Source organism: Curtobacterium sp. MCBD17_008 (assembly GCF_003234475.1).
Classification (GTDB): Bacteria; Actinomycetota; Actinomycetes; order Actinomycetales; family Microbacteriaceae; genus Curtobacterium.
The window spans coordinates 75929-93959 of record NZ_QKTK01000006.1 but is presented as its reverse complement, the minus strand read 5'-3'; the positions used below and the strand labels follow the sequence as shown (position 1 = coordinate 93959).

At 71.5% G+C, this 18031-nt stretch carries 16 protein-coding genes and 1 other RNA gene; 12 read left to right on the top strand and 5 right to left on the bottom strand.

Annotation, left to right across the window (positions count from 1 at the left end; genetic code table 11):
- The 6 genes from DEI95_RS07690 (at position 1) to DEI95_RS07665 (ending at position 4698) form a co-directional block, all read left to right on the top strand.
- Positions 1-339 (top strand): STAS domain-containing protein, encoded by a 339-nt coding sequence (locus tag DEI95_RS07690; RefSeq protein WP_110825419.1) that lies wholly within the window; start codon positions 1-3, stop codon positions 337-339.
- Positions 330-758: an ATP-binding protein gene (locus DEI95_RS07685; RefSeq protein ID WP_110825420.1), complete on the top strand. Its 429-nt coding sequence runs from the start codon at positions 330-332 to the stop codon at positions 756-758. The genes DEI95_RS07690 and DEI95_RS07685 overlap by 10 nt, the downstream gene beginning before the upstream one ends.
- Before the next feature lie 102 nt (positions 759-860).
- Positions 861-1784: an AraC family transcriptional regulator gene (locus DEI95_RS07680; protein ID WP_181419581.1), complete on the top strand. Its 924-nt coding sequence runs from the start codon at positions 861-863 to the stop codon at positions 1782-1784.
- A 120-nt stretch (positions 1785-1904) separates the two neighbouring features.
- Positions 1905-3089, top strand: coding sequence for a hypothetical protein (locus DEI95_RS07675; protein WP_111059860.1), 1185 nt, complete (start codon positions 1905-1907; stop codon positions 3087-3089).
- A 38-nt stretch (positions 3090-3127) separates the two neighbouring features.
- Complete coding sequence (locus DEI95_RS07670; protein WP_110825422.1) at positions 3128-3961, top strand: Nif3-like dinuclear metal center hexameric protein; 834 nt, start codon at positions 3128-3130, stop codon at positions 3959-3961.
- A gap of 2 nt (positions 3962-3963) precedes the next feature.
- A complete protein-coding gene (locus DEI95_RS07665; RefSeq protein ID WP_110825423.1) occupies positions 3964-4698 on the top strand; it encodes a zinc ribbon domain-containing protein in 735 nt (244 codons plus the stop codon).
- Between the two features lie 60 nt (positions 4699-4758).
- On the opposite strand, the gene rnpB is transcribed toward DEI95_RS07665, so the two are convergent.
- From rnpB to map, 3 genes are all read right to left on the bottom strand, one after another.
- An RNA gene (gene rnpB / locus DEI95_RS07660) (RNase P RNA component class A) lies at positions 4759-5119 on the bottom strand.
- A 15-nt stretch (positions 5120-5134) separates the two neighbouring features.
- Positions 5135-5887 carry a polyphosphate--glucose phosphotransferase gene (ppgK, locus tag DEI95_RS07655; RefSeq protein ID WP_110825424.1) on the bottom strand — a complete coding sequence of 251 codons (753 nt, stop codon included), beginning with the start codon at positions 5885-5887 and terminating at the stop codon, positions 5135-5137.
- Between the two features lie 43 nt (positions 5888-5930).
- Positions 5931-6794, bottom strand: coding sequence for a type I methionyl aminopeptidase (map, locus tag DEI95_RS07650; protein ID WP_110889698.1), 864 nt, complete (start codon positions 6792-6794; stop codon positions 5931-5933).
- Positions 6795-6863: 69 nt separating this feature from the next.
- Between map and DEI95_RS07645 the strand changes: the two genes are divergently transcribed.
- Complete coding sequence (locus DEI95_RS07645; protein ID WP_110825426.1) at positions 6864-7049, top strand: SPOR domain-containing protein; 186 nt, start codon at positions 6864-6866, stop codon at positions 7047-7049.
- A 4-nt stretch (positions 7050-7053) separates the two neighbouring features.
- Here DEI95_RS07645 and DEI95_RS07640 read toward each other — a convergent pair whose 3' ends face one another.
- Together DEI95_RS07640 and DEI95_RS07635 are read right to left on the bottom strand one after the other, a co-directional pair.
- Positions 7054-7308 carry a CDGSH iron-sulfur domain-containing protein gene (locus DEI95_RS07640; RefSeq protein WP_309146378.1) on the bottom strand — a complete coding sequence of 85 codons (255 nt, stop codon included), beginning with the start codon at positions 7306-7308 and terminating at the stop codon, positions 7054-7056.
- Positions 7289-8380, bottom strand: a complete 1092-nt coding sequence (locus DEI95_RS07635; protein ID WP_258367518.1) for an iron-containing redox enzyme family protein — start codon at positions 8378-8380, stop codon at positions 7289-7291. Before DEI95_RS07635 ends, DEI95_RS07640 begins: the two co-directional genes overlap by 20 nt.
- A gap of 187 nt (positions 8381-8567) precedes the next feature.
- Between DEI95_RS07635 and glnA the strand changes: the two genes are divergently transcribed.
- From glnA to DEI95_RS07610, 5 genes are all read left to right on the top strand, one after another.
- Positions 8568-9905, top strand: coding sequence for a type I glutamate--ammonia ligase (glnA, locus tag DEI95_RS07630; protein ID WP_110889700.1), 1338 nt, complete (start codon positions 8568-8570; stop codon positions 9903-9905).
- A gap of 34 nt (positions 9906-9939) precedes the next feature.
- Entirely contained in the window at positions 9940-12915 is a 2976-nt protein-coding gene (locus DEI95_RS07625) for a bifunctional [glutamine synthetase] adenylyltransferase/[glutamine synthetase]-adenylyl-L-tyrosine phosphorylase (RefSeq protein WP_110889701.1), read from the top strand.
- 514 nt (positions 12916-13429) lie between these two features.
- Positions 13430-15004, top strand: coding sequence for a glycosyltransferase family 2 protein (locus tag DEI95_RS07620; protein WP_110889702.1), 1575 nt, complete (start codon positions 13430-13432; stop codon positions 15002-15004).
- Positions 14997-16541, top strand: a complete 1545-nt coding sequence (locus DEI95_RS07615; RefSeq protein WP_146243616.1) for a glycoside hydrolase family 26 protein — start codon at positions 14997-14999, stop codon at positions 16539-16541. Before DEI95_RS07620 ends, DEI95_RS07615 begins: the two co-directional genes overlap by 8 nt.
- Entirely contained in the window at positions 16538-17956 is a 1419-nt protein-coding gene (locus DEI95_RS07610) for a UDP-glucose/GDP-mannose dehydrogenase family protein (protein ID WP_111059858.1), read from the top strand. The genes DEI95_RS07615 and DEI95_RS07610 overlap by 4 nt, the downstream gene beginning before the upstream one ends.
- Positions 17957-18031 lie beyond the last annotated feature (75 nt).

Here is an 18031-nt window from a genome sequence, read left to right as displayed (position 1 = left end):
ATGGACATCGTCGTACACGAAGCCGGCACGGAAGCGGCGGTGCTCGAGTGCTCGGGCCGCCTCAACATGGTGTCGGCCCCCGCATTCCGCGAGACGGTCGCGTCCGTCATCGAGGGCGGTCGCCCCCGCGTCGCCGTGGAACTGTCGAAGGTCGAGTTCCTCGACTCGTCGGGTCTGGGCGCACTCGTGGGCGCACTGAAGACCGCGCGCCAGGCCGGCGGCGACCTCCGGATCGCCGCTCCCTCCGAGCAGGTCGCGATGGTCCTGAAGCTCTCGAACATCGACAAGATCCTCCGCAGCTACGCGGACGGCGACGAAGCCGTCAGCGAATGGGTCTGACCGGGGCCGTCGTGGGGGAACACCGGCTCGACTTCGCGTCACCGCCCGACGACGTCTCGTCCGTGCACGACTTCCTCGCCGACGTCTGGACGTCGGAGCCCGCGATCAGCGTCGAGGATCGCATGGCCCTCGAGCTCGCGATCATCGAACTCGCGTCGAACGTCATCGAGCACGCCACCGCCGGCGTCCCGTTGACGTGCTCGCTGACGTTGGCCGTCGCGTCCGACGGGCTGGAGGCCCGGATCACCGACGACGGTCGTCCCGCCGCGGTCGACGTGGCCGGAGCGACCCTGCCCGACGAGTTCGCGGAGAGCGGCCGTGGGCTGGCCCTCGTGCAGATGGTCGTCGACGAGCTCCGCTACGACCGTCACGGCGACGAGAACCGGTGGACGGTGCGGAAGGCCACCCGCGCGGCGTGAGCCGTTTCCCGCACCTGGTCGATCCGGATTCATAGACTCGGTCCAAGCCGTGTCAGCATGCCCGTGATGTGCGTGCCACCCGACCCTCGGAACGTCGTCGAGATGACCGGGAACGACCTCGACGCCGCTCGGACCTTGTTCGAGGACGCGTACGACGCCTCGGGCTTCCTCCCCGAGCGATCGGAGCGACCGTTCGGGTACCGCTTCCGCACCGTCGGCGACGCGACGATGTCCTTCCGCTCGACCCGGTACGACGCACGGATGGTCGGCGAGGTCGCGTCCCCGGACGAGTTCGTCGTGACCTGGGTGAGCGACGGCGGCGGCGTGGTCGACGTCGGCCGCGACGAGGTCGCCCTCGTCCCGGGCCGTCCCGTCGTGTTCCCCTCGGACCGTCCGTTCCGCTTCGACCTGATGGACGTCCGGCAGAACCTCGTGCAGGTGGACCGTGCCGTCGTCGAGCGCGTCGCCGCCGAGGTCCACGGCGCCGAGCCCGGCACGGTCGTGCTCGACCACGCGGTGGCACCCGGGGTCGAGGCGGCCCGTGCCTGGAACCTGCACGTGCAGGAGTGGGCGCCGGTCGTCCTCGGGGCCGCTCCGATGTCCGTGCTCGCCCTCGCCGAGGTCGCACGGCGCACCGCCCTCGCCCTGCTCAGCACGTTCCCGCACCACGTCCTGACCCGCCAGGTCCCGGTCCCCGTCGGCGCCTCCGGACGCGTTCGTGCGGCCGTGGAGTACATGCACGCGGTCGCCCACACCCCGATCACCACCACGGACGTCGCCGAACAGGTCGGTCTGAGCGTCCGCGGGCTGCAGCAGGCCTTCCAACGGCAGATCGGTGTCGCCCCGAACGCGATGCTGCGCGGCATCCGGCTGGACCGGGTCCGGGACGAACTCCGGGCAGCGTCACCCCTCGACACCACCGTCGCGACCGTCGCCCTGCGGTGGGGGTTCGCGCACCTCGGCCGGTTCTCCGCTGCGTACGCGCGTCGCTTCGGCGAGTACCCCCGCGACACGCTGCACGGCTGACCCCGCGGATCGCTCCGAGCGACCGACACGCCGCTCACGTCCAGTGCGACATGCCAGCCGATCGCGCGACACTCCGCGGATGTCCGCCGATCCGGACCGCGCGATATTCATACTCCTCACATGGAGACGCAGTCCGGTGCACGCACCCCCCTCGTCGACCCCTTCGGTCGGGAACTCGAGGAGTGGTTGCGCGACGCCCCGGCGACGCGCTCCCCGTACGTGGCCGACCTCGTCGTGCCCCCGGTCACCGGTCCCGTCCGCCGCCCGGTGCTCCCCGCCGTCGACGCTCCGGACGTCGACGATCCGGCTGCGCATGCTCCGGTCGCGGATGCTCCCGTCGCCGTCGCTCCCGTCGCGGACGCTCCGGTGGTGGACGCTCCCGTCGCGGACGCTCCGGTCGCCGACGAAGGTGCCGTCGAGCAGCGCGACGACCGTGCCTTCCGCCGTTACCGCGCGCGCCACGTCGCGGTCTGCGCCCCCTCCTTCCCGGAACCGCCCGAGCGTCTCGCCCTCCGCCTCGACGACCTGGCCGTCGCCCTGAGCGCGACCAGCGGCCGCACCACGATCGAGCGCATCGACCTGCTCGAGGACGAGGTCCGTGTCCGCGACGAGGACCTCGCCCGTCTCGCTGCCTGGGAGGCCGTCGTCGCCGGACTGGCCGGTACCGAGGTCTCGGCCGCCGAGATCGACGGGGCACGCGCCTTCGCCCGCGAGGTCTTCGCCGACCTCCTCGCCGACGCCGCCCTCGAGGCCGACCGCCGCGAGCGGGCCGCGCTCCGCCGTGCCGCGACCGCACCGGTCCTGGTCGGTGCCGTCCGCCCGTTGCTGCCAGCACCGCACCGCGCGGTGGCCGAGCCCGTCGCGCTCGACCTGCCCGCCGACCTCGACGGAGCCGACGACGCGGACGCACCCGCGCCGAGCGCTGCCACCGTGACCGCCGTCGGGCCGCGCACGGCCGTCCGCCCCGTGTCGGGCCTCCTGTCCGGCGCCCCGGTCTCACCGCCGCTGTCGGCCTCGGGCCGCCCCACCCCGCTGGTCCAGCCGGCCACCGGCCCGACCGTCGTCGACCGCGAGGCGTTCGCCGCGGTGCTCCGCGCCCACACGGGCGAGACGCCCGTGGTCTCGGTCGCCGTCCCGGCCGCACCGCCCGTCGTCTCCGACGACACGGTCGGCGGGCCGACGGACTCCGCGACCGACGTCGACGGGTCCGACCGGGAGGCCCGGGACGCCGCCGACACGACCGCCGGCCCCGGCTGGCGGTCGCGTCTCGTCGCTCGCGTGCTGCGCCTCGTCGGCCGCCGCTGACACCCGGAGCGGGCCCCGCGCCTCGGTACACTGACGGGATGCCGACGCTCCGAGAACTGCAGTCCGTCGTCGAGTCCCTGTGGCCGACCGCCGGAGCGGAGTCCTGGGACTCCGTCGGCCTCGTCTCCGGCGATCCGGACGCGGTGGTCGAGCACGTCCACCTCGCCGTCGACGCCGTCCCCGACACCGCGCGGGAAGCGGTCGCGGCCGGCGCGGACCTGCTCCTCACCCACCACCCGCTCCTGCTGCGTGGGGTGACGACGATCGACGAGTCCACGGTCAAGGGGTCCGTGCTCGCCACGCTGGTCCGTGGCGGCTGCGCGTTGCTCGCGGCCCACACGAACGCCGACGTCGTCACCACCGGAACGTCGGCGGTGCTCGCGGAGCGGATCGGGCTCGTCGACCAGCGCCCCATCGACCCGGCGGCGGACGGCATCACCGGGATCGGCCGGGTCGGCGTGCTGCCCGAGCCGATGCCCCTCGGCGCACTGGCCCGACGGATCGTCGACGTGTTGCCCGCCACCGCGACGGGCGTCCGCGTCTCCGGGGAGTACGACCACCCGGTCCGGACGGTCGCGCTCTGCGCCGGGGCGGGGGACTCGTACCTCGGGCACCCGGCCGTGCGGGCCGCCGACGTCTACGTGACGAGCGACCTCCGGCACCACCCCGCGTCCGAGTTCCGCGAACAGGCACTGCTCGCGGACGGACCGGCGCTCGTCGACACGTCCCACTGGGCGACCGAGTGGCTCTGGCTGGACGTCGCCGCCGAGCAGCTGCGTGCGGCCGCCGGTGTGCACGTGACCGTGAGCGACCTCCGTACCGACCCGTGGGACTTCGCCGTCCTGCCATCCGCACCCAACGAAGGAGCCTGACCATGAAGGCAGCACCCGAGGACCAGGCCACCCTGCTCGACCTGCAGCGACTCGACAACGACATCACGCGTCTGGCGCACCGGATCAGCTCCCTGCAGAAGGGCGAGCACCTCACCGAACTCGGCACCCGCGCCGCCGCCCTCCGCGCGCAGCTCGTCGTCGCCGTCGGCGAGGTCGAGGACGCCGAACGCGACCTCGCCCGGCTCGAGTCCGACACCGCGACCGCACAGGCCCGTGTCGAGCGGGACACGACCCTGCTCCAGAACGTCGGCAACGCGAAGGACGCCGCCGGGCTGCAGAACGAACTCGACTCGCTGAACCGGCGCATCGGTGACCTCGAGACGCAGGAGCTCGAGGTCATGGAGACGCTCGACCGCCTGCGTGCACGGGTCGGCGACGTCGAGGCGCAACTCGCTGAGCTCGACGGCGAGCGTGGACGGCTCATGGGCGTCCGCGACGACGGCATCGCCCGGTTCGAGAAGGACCGCGTCGCGGCCGTGCAGGCGCGGGCGGACGTGGCTGCTGCGGTCCCGGCGGACCTCCTCGCCCTCTACGAGCGGCAGCGTGCGCGGTACGGGTTCGGCGCGTCGCTCCTGCAGGGCGGCGTCTCGACGGCGTCCGGGGTGACGCTGACGAACTCCGACCTGGCGGCGATCCGAGCAGCGGCACCGGACGACGTCGTGCTCTGCCCGGACAGCGACGCGATCCTCGTGCGGACGGCGGAGTCCGGCCTCTGAGTCGACGACGACGGCCCCCGACACCTCGCGGTGTCGGGGGCCGTGCTGTGTGGATCGAGGCGAACGGGCCGGCCGTACGCCGGGTTCTGTCCCGCGACTTCCGCCGCGGTGACGGCCATCTCTCTCGGACCGACGTTGCCGTCGGCCTCCAGCGGTCCACCCGAGGACTCGGCGAGCAGCCTCGACGTCCTCTGTCTGACCTTGCTCCGGGCGAGGTTTACCGAGCGGATCCGGTCACCCGGACCCCTGGTGGTCTCTTACACCACCGTTTCACCCTTACCGACGTCGCCGCCAGCGGTCTGCTTTCTGTGGCACTGTCTCGCGGATTGCTCCGGGTGGGTGTTACCCACCGCCCTGCTCTGTGGAGCCCGGACGTTCCTCGGCACTCCTGGGGGAGTGACGCGACCGTCTCACCGACCCGTTCGCTCCGAGCAGTCTAGCCGTTACTGCGCGCGGCCAGGGTCGCGGCACCGATGATGCCGGCGTTGTTCCGGAGCGTCGCCGGGATGATCTCGGCCTGCAGGTCGAGCAACGGCAGGAACTCCTCGTGCTGCTTCGACACCCCGCCGCCGACGACGAACAGCTCGGGGGAGAGCAGGGCCTCGAGGCGCGAGTAGTACTTCTGCAGCCGCTTCGCCCAGTGCTTCCACGACAGGTCGTCGCGCTCCTTGGCGGCGAACGACGCCTTCGTCTCGTAGTCGACGCCGTCGATCTCGAGGTGCCCGAGTTCGGCGTTGACGATGAGCACGCCGTCGTTGATGAGGGCGGTGCCGATGCCGGTGCCGAGGGTGGTCACGATGACGAGGCCGTCACGGCCCTTCGCGGCACCGAACTGCTGCTCGGCGAACCCGGCGGCGTCGGCGTCGTTGACGAAGTGGATCGAGCGACCGAGTTCCTTCTCGAAGAGCGCCTCGGCCTCGAAGCCGATCCACTTCTTCGACACGTTCGCCGCCGACATGGTCTTGCCGCCGCGCACGATCGCCGGGAAGCAGACACCGACGGCCACGTCCGACGCCGGCGAGAGATCGTCGAGGATCGACTTGGCCACGTCGACGATGTCCTGCGGCTTCCCGCCCTCGGGCGTCGCCTTCTTGATGCGGTCGGTCGTGAGCTGACCGGACTCGGTGTCGACGATCGCGCCCTTGATGCCTGTACCGCCGATGTCGACGCCGACTGCGAGTGAGGTCATGAGGAACGGTGCCTTCCGGTAGACGTGCTGAGGGGTGGTGCGGTCAGGAGACGGTGAGGAGTTCGGCGCCGCGTTCGGTGACGACGAGCGTGTGCTCGAACTGCGCGGTCCACGACCGGTCCCGCGTGGTCACGGTCCAGTCGTCGTCCCAGATGTCGGCGTCGATCGCGCCCAGCGTCAGCATGGGTTCGATCGTGAAGACCATGCCGGGCTCGATGACGGTGTCGTACCGGACGTCGTCGACGTGCGGGATGATCAGCCCGGAGTGGAACGCCCGGCCGACGCCGTGACCGGTGTAGTCGCGGACGACGCCGTAGCCGAAGCGCTTGGCGTACGACTCGATGGCGCGGCCGATGACGTTCACCTGCCGGCCGGGGGCGACGGCGCGGATGCCGCGGCGCAGGGCCTCCTCCGTCCGGGTGACGAGGTCCTGGACCTCCTGCGACGCCGAGCCCACCACGAAGGTGCGGTTCGTGTCGCCGTGCATGCCGTCCTTGTACGCCGTGATGTCGATGTTCACGATGTCGCCGTCCTGCAGCACCGTGTCGTCCGGGATGCCGTGGCAGATGACCTCGTTGAGGGACGAGCAGAGCGACTTCGGGAAGCCGCGGTAGCCGAGCGTGGAGGGGTAGGCACCGTGCCCGACGACGAACTCGTGCCCGATCCGGTCGAGCTCGTCCGTCGTCACACCCGGGCGGATGGCGGCACCCACCGCGTCGATGGCCTGCGAGGCGATGCGCCCGGCGGTGCGGATGCGGTCGACCTCGTCGGGCGTGTAGATGTCACCGAGGCCGTGCTCGTGCGGTTCCACCTTGCCGACGTACTCGGGACGCTCGATGTCCTTCGGGACCGGCCGCTGCGGGGAGATCCGGCCGGCGGTCAGGTGTCCGTGTTCGTCCCGGGGCATGCGCTCCACTCTAGCGGCGGGTCGGAGCGGCCTGCCCGCGCCGTGCGGTCGGCGGGTACGGTCGGGCTCATGAGCGACGAACGCATCGAGTCCCAGTGGTGGTACAACGACAAGACCGGCGAGGTCGAACAGGGCCTCAAGTCGACGAACCGACACCACATCGGTCCGTTCGCCACCCGCGACGAGGCAGCGCACGCCCTCGACCGCATCCGCGCGAACAACGAGCGCGCGGACGCGGCCGACGCCGAGGGCTGACCCGCTACTCGGCGGAGCGGTCGCTGCCGTCCGCCGGGAGCTCGGGTTCGGTGCGGAAGCCGATGAGCTTGTGCGTGCCGTCGCAGTACGGCTTCAGCACCGACTTGCCGCACCGGCAGAGCGCCACGGTGCGGCGGCGCCGGGGCAGCTCCTGTCCGTCCGGCCCGAGCACCGCGACGTCGCCGCGGAGCAGGAACGGCCCGTCCGGGTAGGCGACGATCGACGGCTCGTCGGCCTGCTCACGCGACAACCGTGACACCGCCCGACGTGACGGCGACGTCGCCGAGCGGACGGCGGAGCGAGCTGCGTCCGGCCTCCCAGCTCGAGAGCAGCTGAGCGCCGGCCATCCCCTCGACCGTCAGGCACGCCGCCGCGCCGAACATGACGTCGTCCAGGAGGGTCGGGTCGGCCTCCACGAGCCCGCCGGCGAGGTCGCGACCGGCGATCTGCTCGTGCACGGCGTCGGCCTCGACGTGCTCGTCGAAGTACCAGGTCGCGTCCTCGTCGAACCCGTTCCGGCGGAACCCGTCCCCGTAGAGCTTGCTCGGGATCGAGGACGTCATCTCGAACGCGGCGAGGTGTCCGACGATCGCGCCGCGCAGGCGCCGGTGCAGCCCGAACATGGTCATCATGTTGAGCGCGCCGAGCGTGATCGCCGGCAGGTGGTCGACGTAGGCGCCGTACGAGTCGTCGAGCCCGGCGGCCCGGAGCGTCCGGGCGAAGATCGCCGAGTGCATGCGCTTGGGCCGTCCACCGCCGTACTCGTCCGACTGGATCTCGACGAGCGCGGCCTTCGCGCGGCCGGACAGGCGGGGGATCGCCCAGCTGTGCGGGTCGGCCTCCTTCAGCGTGTAGGCGGTCTTCTGCACGAGGAACTCGCGGATCTGCTCACGGTCGGCCTTGCGTGCCACCCATCGGGAGACACTCGGTCCGCTGTCGGCGGCGGTGAGGGCGAAGAGGGCTGCCGACACCGCCTCGGCCGTGGCCTCCGGCCGTTCCGGTACCGGGACGACGGCGCGCACGGCGGACTCGAGCGCCGTCTCGAGCACGGCGCGCGTCGCGAGCAGCGTCGTGTCCCACTCCAACCGGTCGTCGACCCCGTGGACCCCGCCGTGGTGGAGTTCGTACAGGACGAAGAGCGCGAGCTGGACGTCGTCGTCGTGCAGGACGTCGGACGCGGCGGCGACGGCGGCGGCCGCGATGGTCGGCAGCGATTCCCCGGGCGCACCGGAGAGCAGGGCGTCGAGGACGGCCGCGCTCAACGGGCCGCGCGGCTCCGGCGCAGGCATGGGGGTCTGGGTGAGGACTTCGGTGGCGTCGAGGACGGCCATGACGGTGCTCCTTCGCGGATCGGTACCACTCCGATACTGGTCGGTACCCCTGACAACCGGCCGCGCGGGACGTCGACCGCGCGCGTCCCGCCCACGACCAGCGGCTCGGGCACTAGCCTGTGAGCACGGTCGCGATGCGGCCTCCGGCGAGCCGCGACGCGGCCCGGCGAACACGGAAAGGTCGTGCATGGACAAGCAGACGGACTTCGTGCTCCGCACCATCGAGGAGCGCGGGATCAAGTTCATCCGACTCTGGTTCACCGACGTGATCGGCACGCTCAAGTCGGTCGCCATCGCACCGGCCGAGGTCGAGGGTGCGTTCGCCGAGGGCATCGGGTTCGACGGTTCGGCGATCGAGGGGCTCACCCGGTCGTACGAGGCCGACGTGCTCGCGCACCCGGACCCCTCGACCTTCCAGATCCTGCCGTGGCGCGGTGAGGTCGACCCCACCGCGCGGATGTTCTGCGACATCACGACGCCGGACGGGCAGCCCGCCGTGGCCGACCCGCGCAACGTCCTGAAGCGGACCCTCGCGAAGGCGAGCGACCGCGGCTTCACCTTCTACACGCACCCCGAGATCGAGTTCTACCTGCTGAAGAGCCGTGACTGGAAGGACGGCGGCCCGCAGCCCGTCGACCAGGCGGGTTACTTCGACAACGTCCCCGGCGGCAGCGCACACGACTTCCGTCGGCGCTCGGTCCGCATGCTCGAGGACCTCGGCATCTCGGTGGAGTTCTCCCACCACGAGGCCGGTCCCGGGCAGAACGAGATCGACCTCCGCTACGCCGACGCACTGACCATGGCGGACAACATCATGACCTTCCGCACCGTGGTCAAGGAGGTGGCGATCGAGCAGGGCGTGTACGCGACCTTCATGCCGAAGCCCCTGTCCGGTCAGCCCGGGTCCGGCATGCACACGCACGTCTCGCTCTTCGAGGGCGACCAGAACGCGTTCTACGAGCCCGGCGGCGAGTACCAGCTCTCGCCGACGGCCAAGCAGTTCATCGCCGGTGTGCTCCGGCACGCGCCGGAGATCACCGCGGTGACGAACCAGTTCGTGAACTCGTACAAGCGGCTCTGGGGCGGTGACGAGGCCCCGTCCTTCGTCACCTGGGGCCACAACAACCGCTCGGCGCTCGTCCGGGTGCCGCTGTACAAGCCGAACAAGGGTCAGTCCGCCCGTGTCGAGTACCGCGGCATCGACTCCGCCGCGAACCCCTACCTGGCGTACTCGCTGCTGCTCGCCGCCGGCCTGAAGGGCATCGAGGAGGGCTACGAGCTCCCCGCCGAGGCCGAGGACAACGTCTGGAGCCTGTCCGACTCCGAGCGGAAGGCCCTCGGCTACAGCCAGCTGCCGGCGAGCCTCGACCACGCACTGTCGCTCATGGAGGACTCCGAGCTCGTCGCCGAGACCCTCGGTGAGCAGGTCTTCAACTTCGTCTTGCTGAACAAGCGCCAGGAGTGGAAGCGGTACCGCGACCAGGTGACGCCGTTCGAGCTGGACACGAACCTCGGCATGCTCTGATCCACCGGCAGCGCACCACGGGAGCACTCGCGAGATGACGGGCAGGACGGCGACGTCGCGGTCACAGCTGGCGCGGCTCGGCTTCGCCGACCTGTCCGGCACGCTCGAGCGGATCGCCGCCCTGGAGGCCCGCCCCGCGTCGGACCCCCGTGTCCCGATCGCGGATGCCGAGTCCGTCTGGGCCGCCACCGCGGACCCGGACGGTGCCCTGCTCGCGATCGAGCGTCTGGTCGAGGCGGTCCCGGACCGGCTGCGTCCCGTCCTCGCCGACCCGGCCGCCACCGAGCGTCTGGTCCGGCTGCTCGGCTCCTCGATCGGCCTCGCCGAGTTCCTGCAGCGACGCCCGGAGGAACTGACGCTGCTGCTCGACCCGGTCACCCCGCCGCAGTCCCAGGAGCGCTACACGGCCTCCCTGACCGAGGCCGTCGACGGCAGCTCGGGCGAGACCGCGCGCCGCCGCCTCCGGGTCCGCTACCGCCGGCACCTCGCCCAGATCGCCCTGTTCGACGTCCTGCACCCGGTGCCGACCGAGGCGTTCCCGGCCGTGGCAGCCGGGCTCGCCGACCTGGCCGGCGCCGCGCTCGACGTCGCGGTCGCCGTGGCCCGTCGCGAGGTCCCGTTCCCCGCCGCCGAGGTCGCCGCGACCCCCCTCGCGGTCATCGCGATGGGCAAGGCGGGCGCCCGCGAGCTGAACTACGTCAGCGACGTGGACGTCATCTACGTCACCGAACCGACCGAGCCGGCGGAGGGCGACGACGCGCCGTCGATCGGGACCGACCGCGCGGTCCTCATCGCGACCCGCCTCGCGATCGCGGCCACGCACGTCATCACCGACCTCGCCGCGGAGCCCGCGCTGTGGGAGGTCGACGCGAACCTCCGCCCGGAGGGCAAGGACGGCGCGCTCGTCCGGACGCTGGAGTCCCACGTGGCCTACTACGAGCGGTGGGCGAAGGGGTGGGAGTTCCAGGCGCTGCTCAAGGCGCGGGCGATCGCCGGGTCGATCGACCTGGGGGAGCGGTACGTCGCCGCGGTGGCGCCCTTCGTGTGGGAGTCGTCGAAGCGCCCCGGGTTCGTCGAGTCCGTCCAGCGGATGCGGGAGCGGGTCACCGCGCACATCCCGGACGGTCAGGTGGACCGCCAGCTGAAGCTCGGCCCGGGTGGCCTGCGCGACGTCGAGTTCACGGTGCAGCTGCTCCAACTCGTGCACGGCCGGGACGACGAGTCCGTGCGGGTCCGGTCGACGCTCGAGGCCATGGACGCCCTGGCGGCCGCGGGCTACGTCGGACGTCCCGAAGCGGCCCGGTTCGGGCCGGACTACGCCCTGCTCCGGGTGCTCGAGCACCACATCCAGCTCCGACGGCTGCAGCGGACGCACCTCATGCCGAGCGACGAGGACGAACTCCGCGTGCTCGCCCGGTCGACGCGATTGGCGTCCTCGGCGTCGGCGCTGCAGGACCGCTGGCGATCGGTGAAGCTCGAGGTGCGGGGGCTGCACGAGCGGCTCTTCTACCGGCCGATGCTCTCGGCGGTGGCGGCGACCGACGGTGAGATCGTCCTGACGAGCGGACAGGTCCGCGACCGCCTGACCGCGATCGGGTTCCTCGACCCGGACGGCGCCGTCGCACACATCCGTGCCCTGACGCAGGGGACCTCGCGCCGTGCGGCCATCCAGCGGAACCTGCTGCCGGTGCTCCTGCGGTGGATGGCGGAGGGACCGGCACCGGACCGCGCCCTCCTGGCCTTCCGGCGACTGAGCGACACCCTGGGGGAGTCGAGCTGGTTCCTCCGGATGCTCCGCGACTCCTCGGGCGCCGCGCACAGCCTCACGACGGTGCTGTCGGAGTCGGCGTTCCTGTCCGGACTGCTCGAGCGCTTCCCGGAGGCCGTCGCCTGGCTCGACGAGCCGGAGACCCTGCTGCGCCCCCGACCGCTGCCGGCCCTGCTCGCGGAGACCGGAGCGACGACCGCCCGTCACGGGGACGCCGTGGACACCGCGGCGGCCCTCCTGCGCAGCGTCCGTCGGAGGGAGACGCTGCGCCTGGGCATGGCGGCGGTGCTCGGGCACCTCGACGTCGACGGGCTCGGTCCTGCGCTGAGCGACGTGACGGAGGCGACGCTGAGCGGCGCACTCGACCTGGCCCGTCGGGACGCCCCGGAGGGCCTGGAGTTCGGCGTCATCGCGATGGGGCGGTACGGCGGCCGCGAGCTCGGGTTCGGGTCCGACGCGGACGTCCTGTTCGTGTACCGGTCCGAGACGGTGCCGAACGAGGTCGCGTCGCGGGCGGCGCAGGTGGTCGTGCGCGAACTGAACCGGTTGACCGAGGACGCCCTGCACCCCTTCGAGCTCGACATCGGGCTGCGGCCGGAGGGCGGGAACGGCCCGGTCGTGCGCTCGTTCGACTCCTACGCCGCGTACTACGCCCGCTGGTCGCTCACATGGGAGGCCCAGGCCCTGCTACGGGCACGCGGTGCCGTGGGGGACCCGCAGCTCCTCCGGGACTTCGAGCACCTCGCCGACCGCACGCGGTACCCGGAGTCGATCGAGGAGCGCGAGGTCCGTGAGGTCCGGCGCATCAAGGCCCGCGTCGAGTCGGAGCGGTTGCCGCGCGGAGCCGACCCCGCACGGCACCTCAAGCTCGGACGTGGTTCCCTCAGCGACGTCGAGTGGTTCGTGCAGCTCCTGCAGCTGCAGCACGGGCGCGCGCAGCCGTCGCTCCGGACCACCTCGACGCTCGAGGCCCTCGACGCCGCGACGGACGCCGGTTGGGTCACCGCGGAGGACGCCGAGAAGCTCGCGGCCGCCTGGCGGTTCGCCTCACGCACCCGGAGCGCGCTCGTGCTCTGGTCCGGCCGCACGACCGACGTCCTGCCGGTCGAGCGCACCCAGCTCGAGGGGATCGCGCGTCTGCTGGAGTACCCGCCGGGCTCGGCGTCGCAGCTCGAGGAGGACTACCTCGCCGTGACGCGCCGCGCGCGACAGGTCTTCGAACGCGAGTTCTACGGCACCTGAACACCCGACGGGCCGCGCGACACGCCCGGGACGCTCCGTTCGGGCGGAGGAGCGCGAGTTGTCTTCCGCAATTTCCACGACGACGCCGTCGTACCCCGAGTGATGGAATACCGTACCCCGTTCGGTTCAGCCGCGGTACCGCTGTCAGCGCGCGACCAGGGTTTCGGAACACGCGCGGCCCACGCCGGAACGGCTGTCGGCGGTCACTGCCGATGTGCCTGCTGACCGGGGGTTCCTCGTCTGCTGGTGCCGGGCCTCCCGGCCGGACTCCCCGTCGACGGCCGGGCCGCGAGCCGTGGGACCGGTCCACGGAACTGCTGTCAGCACCAGTGCGGACACGGCCCTGTCCGGCGTGCAGTGGACGCCGGTGTACCCCGGGGCACAACGCCGTCACCCCCGGCCGAGGGGCACGTTGCGCGGCGCGTCTGCGTTCTGTCTGAATGAGGACACCCGAACCGACCCCCGATTTCCCGATGGCGCGGAATCTCCCCTTCGAACGTTGCAGCAGGGATCGATGTTCACCTTCATCCTCCAGATCCGGCAGATGGTCGACGGCCACCCCGAGTTCTACCTCTTCACCGTGTACTCACTGGTGATCTGGTTGCTCTGGTTGCTCAAGGTCGTCCTCTCCGCCCGGTACCGCCCCTTCACCGGCACGTACACCGGGACGACCAGCGTGGTCGTCCCCGTCGTGGACGAGCCGCTCGACCTGTTCCGTGACGTCATCGGCCGCATGGTCGAGCAGCGTCCCGGCGAGATCATCGTCGTCATCAACGGCGCCCGGAACGAGGCACTCGAAGCGGTCTGCGACGAGTTCGCGCCGCTGGTCCGCTGGACCCACACGCCGATCCCCGGCAAGCGCAACGCCGTCAAGGTCGGCACCGAGATGTCCACCGGCGACATCACGGTGCTCGTCGACTCGGACACCGTCTGGACGCCCGGCACCCTCGTCGAACTCCTCCGGCCGTTCGCGGACGAGTCGGTCGGCGGCGTCACCACCCGCCAGCGCATCCTCGAGCCGACCCGCTCGTGGATCACCCGCTGGGCGGACTGGCTCGAGAACTCCCGCGCGCTGTACTCGATGCCCGCGCAGAGCGTGCTCGGGCAGATCGGCTGCCTGCCCGGTCGCACGATCGCGTTCCGCCGCAGCATCCTCGTCCGTGTGATGGACAAGTTCATGCACGAGGAGTTCATGGGCGTCTTCCTCGAGGTGTCCGACGACCGGACGCTCACGAACCTGACGCTCAAGGAGGGCTACCGGACCGTCTACCAGTACACGTCGCTCGTGTACACGGACGCCCCGCTGCAGGTGAAGAAGCTGTTCAAGCAGCAGCTCCGCTGGGCCCGCGGGTCGCAGTACAACACGCTGCGGATGCTGCCCTGGATGCTCGGCCACGCGCCGGTCCTCGCCCTGTTCTTCCTGACCGACATCATCCTGCCGTTCATGCTCTTCGGCGTGATCGCCGGGTGGGTCTACCGGGCGCTCACCGGGCAGGGTCAGAACCTGTACGAGGGGATCCTGCACCAGTACGGCTTCTCGACGGGGTTCGTCTACGTGGCGGGGCTCATGGTCGTCTCGAGCGTGCTGAGCATGGCGATCCGGCAGATGCGGCACCTGGCCGAGAAGCCCTCCGACTTCTTCCGCCTGCCGATGTTCATCATCGTCTCGACGTTCTTCCTCATGCCGATCCGCCTCATCGGGTTCTTCCGTCTCGCCCACGCGAGCGGTTGGGGGACCCGTGCCGGTGCCTACGCCGGCGGTCCGGTCGAGGAGGACCCGGCGCAGCCGCAGCCCCGCGCCGCGGCCGTCCCGGTGAGTCCGGTCGACCACGACCCGTCCGCCCCCGTCGGCGGCACGGACGAGCAGGCCGCCGTCGACCGCGCGTTCGACGAGATCTTCGGTCCGGACGCCACCACGGCCTCCACCACGACCGTCCTCGCCACCCGCCGCGACGTCGCGACCGCGACCGAGCGACAGGCACAGCGCGCCCCGAAGCCCTCCCGTCCCCGTCGTCTCAACCCCTACGCGTCGATCCCCTACGTGATCGGGATCGCGGTCTTCGCTCTGGAGGCGTTCCTCATTGTCTGATCTCCCTCGCTCCACCGGCACCTGGTGGGCACCCTCGACCCGACACGCCAAGCGCACCGCCGTCGGCATGGCGGCCATCGTCGCCGTCCTCTCGCTCATCACCTGGTCGGTGTGGATCTCGCCCTCCGGGCCGGTCTCCTCGGCCGTCAGCCGAGCGCTCGGCGTCCCGACCAAGCAGGAGCAACCGGCGGACGCCGAGGCGCTCGAAGCGAAGCTCACCGCAGCCCAGGAGCGGATCTGGAAGCTCGAGGGCAAGCTGCAGAGCACCACGGCGCAGGCCGGCTCCCGCGGCGACCAGCTCACGCAGCTCAAGGGCCAGATCGCGGACCTACGGTCGCAGCTCGCGCACGCCCGGTCGGCGTCCGGAGCGGACCACTCCTCGGGAGGCTCGTCCTCCTCCGGCACGTCGTCCTCCGGCGGCCACGCCGACAGCTCCGGGTCCGGGTCCGGATCGGGGTCCGGCTCCGGAGCGTCCGGGCAGGGCGGCGGTCCGACCGTCGTGCCCGGCAAGGACGGCCCGTCGACGGACCCGGACCCCGCGGTCCCCGTCGACGTCCCGACCAAGGCCGAGGTGCTCGCACAGCAGTCCCGCTGGTACGGCCTGTACACGGCGCAGTCGCCCTTCAACTGGGCGGAGTACGACCAGGTGTCCCAGCAGGTCGGTACCGCCACGAACATGGTCGGCTACTTCCAGGGCTTCGACCAGGACTTCAACGCCGACGCCGTCCAGCGCTCCTGGACGAACGGGCGCGTCCCGATGCTCACCTGGGAGAGCCGTCCCTTGAAGACCGGCAACGACCAGAAGTACGTGCCCGGCTACACGAACGCCGACGTCACCGGCGGGGCGTTCGACCGCTACCTGACGCAGTACGCCGAGGCCCTCGTGGCGAACGGCCAGCCCGTCGTCATCCGGCTCGACCACGAGATGAACGGCAGCTGGTACAACTGGGCCGACGGCACCGTCCAGCAGAACGCACCGGGCTCGTTCGTCGCGATGTGGCAGCACGTGCACGACGTCTTCGACCGTGCCGGCGCGAACGACTACGTCATCTGGAACTGGTCGCCGACGCGGATCGACGCCCTGGGCAACCCGAAGTACCAGACGCTCGACTACCTGAAGGCGTACTACCCGGGCGACGACTACGTCGACTGGGTCGGCATGAGCGGCTACTACCGGAAGGCGGCCGAGGCGCCGACGTTCGACACCACCTTCGCGAAGACCATCGAGCAGCTCCGGCAGATCGCGCCCGAGAAGCGGATCCTGCTCAGCGAGATCGGCGCGACCGAGACCGGTGCCACGGTCACGGACGGCCAGAAGGCGCGCTGGATCACCTCGCTCTTCGACGCCCTCGCCGACCCGGCGAACGCCGACGTCATCGGCTTCGCGTACTTCAGCGAGACCGCCACCACCATCGTCGACGGTGCCCGCACGACGAACGACTGGCGACTCAACTCCCGGGCCGACAGCATGGCGGCCTTCGCGGCCGGCATCGCCCGGAACGACATCGACTACGACCTGCAGGAGGTCAAGAAGTGACCACATCGCCATCCCGGGACCACGCCCGCCCCGCTCCCGTCATCAGCGTCATCGGCACCGGCTACCTCGGTGCCACGCACGCCGCCGCCATGGCCGAGATGGGCTTCGAGACCATCGGCGTGGACGTCGACCCGGCGAAGCTCGCGGCCCTGTCGGCCGGGCAGGTGCCGTTCTACGAGCCCGGACTGCCCGAACTCATCACGAAGCACGTCGCCACCGGGCGGCTCCGCTTCACCTCCTCGATCTCGGAAGCGGTCGCTGCGGCCGACGTGCACTTCGTCTGCGTCGGGACACCGCAGAAGGCCGGGTCGCACGCCGCGAACCTGTCCTACGTGGAGGCCGCCACCCGCGGTGTCGCCGAGCACCTCACCCACCCGGGGCTCATCGTCGGCAAGTCCACGGTCCCGGTCGGGACGGCAGCGCGCCTCCGCGGCATCGTCAGCGAGTTCACGCCCGCCGGCATCGACGCCGAACTCGTCTGGAACCCCGAGTTCCTGCGCGAGGGCAAGGCCGTCGAGGACACGCTCCACCCGGACCGCTTGGTCTGGGGCGGTGCGTCGAAGGCAGCGGACGCGGTGATCCGCGAGGTGTACGCCGCCCCGATCAGCGAGGGGACCCCGGTCATCACGACCGACCTCGCCACCGCCGAGCTCGTGAAGGTGAGCGCGAACGCGTTCCTCGCGACGAAGATCTCGTTCATCAACGCGATCTCGGAGATGTGCGCGATCACGGGCGCGGACGTCTCGACGCTCGCGGACGCCCTCGGGCACGACGCCCGCATCGGCCGGAAGTTCCTCAACGCCGGTCTCGGATTCGGGGGCGGATGCCTGCCGAAGGACATCCGGGCGCTCATGCACCGCGCGGCCGAACTCGGCGCCGGGCGGGTCGTCGGGCTCATGCAGCAGGTCGACGAGATCAACATGGGCCAGCGCCAGCGGGTCATCGACATGGCGATCGAGTCCGCCGGGGGATCGGTGCTCAACCGCCGGATCGCCGTCGTGGGGGCCGCCTTCAAGCCGATGACCGACGACGTCCGGGACTCGCCGGCGCTCAACGTCGCGGCGGCGCTGCACCTCCGCGGCGCCCAGGTGACGCTGTGGGACCCCGAGGCGATGGAGACGGCGCGTCGCTCCTTCCCGACCCTCACGTACGCCGGATCGATGACGGAGGCGATCGAGGGCGCCGACCTCGTGCTCGTCCTCACGGAGTGGGACGAGGTCGTCGAGGCCGACCCGGTCGCCCTCGCCGCCCTCGTCGGTCAGCGGGTCGTGATCGACGCGCGCAACTGCCTCCCGGCCGCACGGTGGGTCGGGGCGGGCTGGACCGTCCGCTCCCTCGGCCGACCGAGCCCGGCCGCTGCACCGGCCACGAGCGTCGCGGCCGGTGTGACGGACGCGCTGGTGACCGCGCGCTGAACAGACCGCGGTCGAGCGGGGCCCGTGCCGGCGACGGCGCGGGCCCCGCTCTTGTCTGCCATGGTGCGGTGCGGT

Excerpts from the sequence above, each read along its gene's own strand:
- DEI95_RS07680 (WP_181419581.1), top strand. The coding sequence starts at position 861 with ATGACCGGGAACGACCTCGACGCCGCTCGGACCTTGTTCGAGGACGCG.
- DEI95_RS07625 (WP_110889701.1), top strand. The coding sequence starts at position 9,940 with ATGACGGGCAGGACGGCGACGTCGCGGTCACAGCTGGCGCGGCTCGGC.
- DEI95_RS07675 (WP_111059860.1), top strand. The coding sequence starts at position 1,905 with ATGGAGACGCAGTCCGGTGCACGCACCCCCCTCGTCGACCCCTTCGGT.
- DEI95_RS07665 (WP_110825423.1), top strand. The coding sequence starts at position 3,964 with ATGAAGGCAGCACCCGAGGACCAGGCCACCCTGCTCGACCTGCAGCGA.
- map (WP_110889698.1), bottom strand. The coding sequence starts at position 6,794 with ATGCCCCGGGACGAACACGGACACCTGACCGCCGGCCGGATCTCCCCG.
- DEI95_RS07670 (WP_110825422.1), top strand. The coding sequence starts at position 3,128 with ATGCCGACGCTCCGAGAACTGCAGTCCGTCGTCGAGTCCCTGTGGCCG.
- DEI95_RS07620 (WP_110889702.1), top strand. The coding sequence starts at position 13,430 with ATGTTCACCTTCATCCTCCAGATCCGGCAGATGGTCGACGGCCACCCC.
- DEI95_RS07685 (WP_110825420.1), top strand. The coding sequence starts at position 330 with ATGGGTCTGACCGGGGCCGTCGTGGGGGAACACCGGCTCGACTTCGCG.
- DEI95_RS07690 (WP_110825419.1), top strand. The coding sequence starts at position 1 with ATGGACATCGTCGTACACGAAGCCGGCACGGAAGCGGCGGTGCTCGAG.
- DEI95_RS07645 (WP_110825426.1), top strand. The coding sequence starts at position 6,864 with ATGAGCGACGAACGCATCGAGTCCCAGTGGTGGTACAACGACAAGACC.
- ppgK (WP_110825424.1), bottom strand. The coding sequence starts at position 5,887 with ATGACCTCACTCGCAGTCGGCGTCGACATCGGCGGTACAGGCATCAAG.
- DEI95_RS07635 (WP_258367518.1), bottom strand. The coding sequence starts at position 8,380 with ATGGCCGTCCTCGACGCCACCGAAGTCCTCACCCAGACCCCCATGCCT.
- glnA (WP_110889700.1), top strand. The coding sequence starts at position 8,568 with ATGGACAAGCAGACGGACTTCGTGCTCCGCACCATCGAGGAGCGCGGG.